The organism is Actinomadura sp. HBU206391 (assembly GCF_014323665.1).
In the GTDB taxonomy this organism is placed as follows: domain Bacteria; phylum Actinomycetota; class Actinomycetes; order Streptosporangiales; family Streptosporangiaceae; genus Actinomadura_C.
Genome location: NZ_JABVEB010000381.1, coordinates 1 through 4,091 on the forward strand (window position 1 = coordinate 1; position 4,091 = coordinate 4,091).

The window sequence follows — 4,091 nt, forward strand, 5'->3', positions numbered from 1 at the left end:
CGGCGGCGGCGGTGACGGCGGCGGTGGTGGCGGCGGCGGAGGTTGCGGCGGGGGCGGGGGCGGTTGCGGCGGGGGCGGAGGGTGAACCCGGACTGCCGGCCGGCCGCCGGGGCGCCGGTATCGGCCGGCGGCCGGACACCGGCCCTGCCGGGGACGCCCCGGCCGGGACGCACCGAGATGGAGCGCGAAGTCGGTGATTTTGTCGCGCGGGAGTGTGAACCGATCGCGGCCCTCCGGCATCTATCAGATGAGGGGCCGGGTTGCGGGGCCCGGCCCCCGACCTTCGGCGGCGGGAGAACACCGTGCTGATCGCTGCGCGAGGTGACACCTGGGGCATCTCCGGCCCGCTGTTCATCACGATGTACGTGGTCGCGGCCGTCACAGTGGTCGTGCTGGCGCTGGTCCTGCGCCGGCGCGTGGGCGAAGGCGGTGCCACATCGCGTTCGCTCAGGCCGGTCGAGCTGGCCTACGTGGCCGGCGGGCCGGGCATGGCGGCTCTCACCGCTCTCGCGGAACTGCGGGCGAGTGGGGCCGTCGCAGTGGTCGGTCGGGGGCACGTTCGAGCCGTGGACGGGCCGCCCACGCCGGACGAGCCGGTCGCCGGCGCGTTGCTGGCGGCCATCCGGCGACGCGGGTCCGCGCGGGTCCGGCATCTAGTGTCCGAGTACCACGTGCGGCAGTCGCTCGACGGAGTGCGCACGACGCTCCAGCGAGACGGCTTCGCGCACACCGAGGCGGAGCGGATGGGAGTCCGTCTCGCCGGGCTGCCTCTCGGTCTGCTCTTCGCCCTCGGCGTGGTCCGGGTCGTTGCCGGCGCGCAGAACGGGAGGCCGATCGGCCTCCTCCTGCTGTCGCTGTCGCTTGTGGCCTTCGCCGCCCTGGCCCTGTTCTTCGTCGGCGTCCCGCGGGTGACCCGGGCGGGACGGGCCGCTCTGCGTGACGCCCGCGCCGAACACGCCTACCTCGATCCATCGAAGAACCCGGCGTGGGCCGTTTACGGGGCGGGCGGCGCCGCGCTCGGCGTCGCGCTGTTCGGCATGCCGGCGCTGGTCGGCATCGACCCGGCCTTCGCCGCGGAGGCGGAGGTCGGCCGACACCTCGGGGCGCAGGGCGGCGGAGGTTACGGCGGTGGGTATGCCTGTGCGTCCGGCGGCTCGTGCGGCGGTGGTGGGGGCGGCTGCGGTGGTGGGGGCGGCTGCGGTGGTGGCGGAGGGTGCGGCGGGTGAGCGTCTCGACGCCGTCCGGCGGCCTCGGTGTCGGCATCGGCTGGCGGCCGGACATCGCGGGTTTCGTCGCGGGCCTGCCAGGGCTGCGGTTCACCGAGGTGATCGCGGAATCGGTGCACTCCGCACACCCCGCCGGCGAACTGCTCGCGCTGCGCGACCGCGGCGCTCGGATCGTCCCCCACGGAGTGCGGTTGTCGCTCGGCGGCGCGGAACCGGTCGACGACGACCGCGTCGCGCACCTCGCCGAGTGCGCGGAGCTGTTCGGCGCGCCGCTGGTCAGCGAGCACATCGCGTTCGTGCGGGCGGGCGGGATCGAGGCCGGTCATCTGCTGCCCGTGCCACGGACCCGCGCGGCGCTCGACGCGCTCACCGACAACATCCGCCGCACCTGCGCGGAGCTGCCCGTGCCGTTGGCGGTCGAGCCGATCGCGACGCTGTTCGACTGGCCGGACGAGGACTACGACGAGGCCGGTTTCCTCACCGAGTTGCTGGCCCGTACCGACGTGCTCCTGCTGCTCGACATCGCCAACGTCTACGCCAACGCCCGTAACCGCGGCGAGGACCCGCTCGACCTGCTCGACGCGCTGCCGCTGGAGCGCGTGGCCTACGTCCACGTCGCGGGCGGCTCCGAGCGGGACGGGCTCTACCACGACACCCACACCGACCCTGTGCCACGTGAGGTGCTGGCGCTGGTCTCCGAGCTGTGCGCCAGACGAGAACCTCCCGGGCTGCTGCTGGAACGCGACGGCCGGTATCCGCCCGCCGGTGAGCTGAGGGCCGAGCTCGACGCCATCGCCGACGCCGCCGGGCTCGCGCACATCACATGACCCCTCCCGCGACGCCCGACGTGACACCGGACCCCCCGCCCGCGCCGCGGGAGGAGCCGTTCACGCCGCGGGAGGAACTGGCCGCCGCGCAGGAACGGCTGGTGCGGGCGCTGGTGGCGGGGGACGAGCCGCCGCCGGGTTTCGACGCGGCGCGGGTCGCGGTCGCGGCCAGGGCGCTGTTGAACAAGCGGGCCGGCGAGGTGGCCCGGTCATGGCCCCGGATGGCCGCGGCCTACGGCGGGCGATGGGCGCCCGTGTTCGCGGACTGGGCCGCCGGAACCCCCTCGCGGGGCTCCTGGCTCGACGGGTGGGAGTTCGCCCGGTCGCGGCGCGCCCACCTGCCGCCGGCCGCGGTCGCCGAGCTCGCCGGATGCGAGGCCCACTGGTCCTACCGGCCGGACGGACCGCCGCGGCGCCGCCGCGTGGCGATCGGCCGGCTGCCCGGGGGCGTGATCGTGCAGGTGTTCGGGCGCGCGGCGGTGGTGCGCCCGAGGCGGCCTCAGGTCCCGAGGTAACGGAGGACGGCGAGGACGCGACGGCTGTAGCCGGTGGCGTGCGCCAGCCCGAGCTTGTCGAAGATCGCATTGATGTGCTTCTCGACGGCGCTCTGGGAGACGTGCAGCCGCGCCGCGATACCGGCGTTCGTGTGGCCCTGCGCCATGTGGTCGAGCACGTCGCGCTCTCGCGGTGTGAGGCTGCCCAGCGGATCGACCCGGGTGGTGCGCGCGAGCAGCTGCCTGACGACCTCCGGATCGAAGGCCGCCCCGCCCGAGGCCACCCGCTCCAGGGCGGTGAGGAACTCCTCCACCTGCATGACACGGTCCTTGAGGAGATAACCGACCCCCTCGGTGTCGGCGGTGAGCAGCTCGGTGGCGTAACGCTTCTCCACGTACTGCGAGAGGACGAGGACGCCCACGCGGGGCCAGCGCCGGCGGATCTCCAGCGCGGCGCGCAGTCCCTCGTCGGTGTGGGACGGCGGCATCCGGACGTCGGCCACCACGACGTCCGGCCGGGCCGCCTGGACCGCCTCGATCAGCGCGGCCCCGTCGCCGACCGCGGCGATCACCTCGTGGCCCTCCTCGGCGAGCAGCCGGATGAGCCCCTCCCGCAGCAGCACCGAGTCCTCGGCCAGGATCAACCGCACGGCAGCTCCGCGACGACGGTGGTGGGGCCGCCGGGAGGGCTGTCGACCCGGAACCGCCCGTCGAGCGCCGCCACCCTGCGGGCCAGCCCGGACAGGCCGCCGCCCTCGGGGTCGGCGCCCCCGGCGCCGTCGTCGTGCACGCGTACGACCAACATGCCGTCCGCGCGCGCGAGGCCCACGGTGATGAGCCCGGCACCGGAATGCTTGGCCGCGTTGGTCACCGCCTCGGAGACCACGAAGTACGCCGCGGTCTCGACCTGCCGGCCCGGCCTCGCCCCGAGGTCGCAGCGGATCAGGACCGGTACGCCGGAGTGTTCGGCCACCCCGGCGAGCGCCTCCTCGAGTCCCAGGGAGTCCAGCGCCGTGGGATAGACCCGCCACGCGACCTCGCGCAGGTCGCCGAGGAGCCGCTGCGAGGCGTCGTGCGCCTGCCGGAGCAGTTCTTCGCCCTGTTCGGGGGAGCGCGCGCGGCGCGCCCGCCCGATCAGCAGCCCGAGCGCGACGAGACGCTGCTGTACGCCGTCGTGCAGGTCCCGCTCGATCCGGCGGCGTTCCTGGTCCACCGCCTCCATGATCCCCGATCGGCTGTCGGAGAGCTCGGAGATCCGGCGTTCGAGCAGCTCGCGGGGGCTCGGCCCGAGAAAGCGCCGCGCCAGCGTCCGGTCGAGCGCGGCGGTGCCCTGGATGCCCTGGATGACGAGGAAGAGCATCAGGATGTCGACGACCGTGAAGTAGAAGACGATGGAGAAGGAGGGCTCGATGCCGTCCGGCCTCCGGCCGATCGCCCACGCCACCGCGACGCCGGTGGCGGTGACCGCCCCCCAGGCCAGCAGCAGGAGCACGAGGCCGCCCAGCAGGCCGACCGGCCAGCGGACGGCGAGGTATACGAGCGCA

Annotated in this window: 6 protein-coding genes; 4 read left to right on the plus strand and 2 right to left on the minus strand. The window is 74.7% G+C overall.

Features of this window, described 5'->3' with window-relative positions; all coding sequences use genetic code 11:
- The 4 genes from HKK72_RS41850 to HKK72_RS36805 all read left to right on the plus strand — a co-directional run.
- Positions 1 to 197, plus strand: a 197-nt coding sequence (locus HKK72_RS41850) for a hypothetical protein (RefSeq protein WP_261987552.1), incomplete at its 5' end; no start/stop codon positions are given.
- A gap of 105 nt (positions 198 to 302) precedes the next feature.
- Entirely contained in the window at positions 303 to 1,226 is a 924-nt protein-coding gene (locus HKK72_RS36795) for a TIGR04222 domain-containing membrane protein (RefSeq protein ID WP_187239012.1), read from the plus strand.
- The gene (locus tag HKK72_RS36800; protein WP_187239013.1) at positions 1,223 to 2,053 is read left to right on the plus strand and encodes a DUF692 domain-containing protein; all 831 of its coding nucleotides are present in this window, start codon (positions 1,223 to 1,225) and stop codon (positions 2,051 to 2,053) included. Before HKK72_RS36795 ends, HKK72_RS36800 begins: the two co-directional genes overlap by 4 nt.
- Complete coding sequence (locus HKK72_RS36805) at positions 2,050 to 2,568, plus strand: hypothetical protein (protein ID WP_222721613.1); 519 nt, start codon at positions 2,050 to 2,052, stop codon at positions 2,566 to 2,568. The genes HKK72_RS36800 and HKK72_RS36805 overlap by 4 nt, the downstream gene beginning before the upstream one ends.
- On the opposite strand, the gene HKK72_RS36810 is transcribed toward HKK72_RS36805, so the two are convergent.
- Together HKK72_RS36810 and HKK72_RS36815 are read right to left on the minus strand one after the other, a co-directional pair.
- Positions 2,553 to 3,197, minus strand: a complete 645-nt coding sequence (locus tag HKK72_RS36810; protein ID WP_187239014.1) for a response regulator — start codon at positions 3,195 to 3,197, stop codon at positions 2,553 to 2,555. The genes HKK72_RS36805 and HKK72_RS36810 overlap by 16 nt on opposite strands.
- Positions 3,188 to 4,091: sensor histidine kinase (locus HKK72_RS36815; RefSeq protein WP_187239015.1), on the minus strand; the 904-nt coding region annotated here is incomplete at its 5' end. The genes HKK72_RS36815 and HKK72_RS36810, both read right to left, overlap by 10 nt.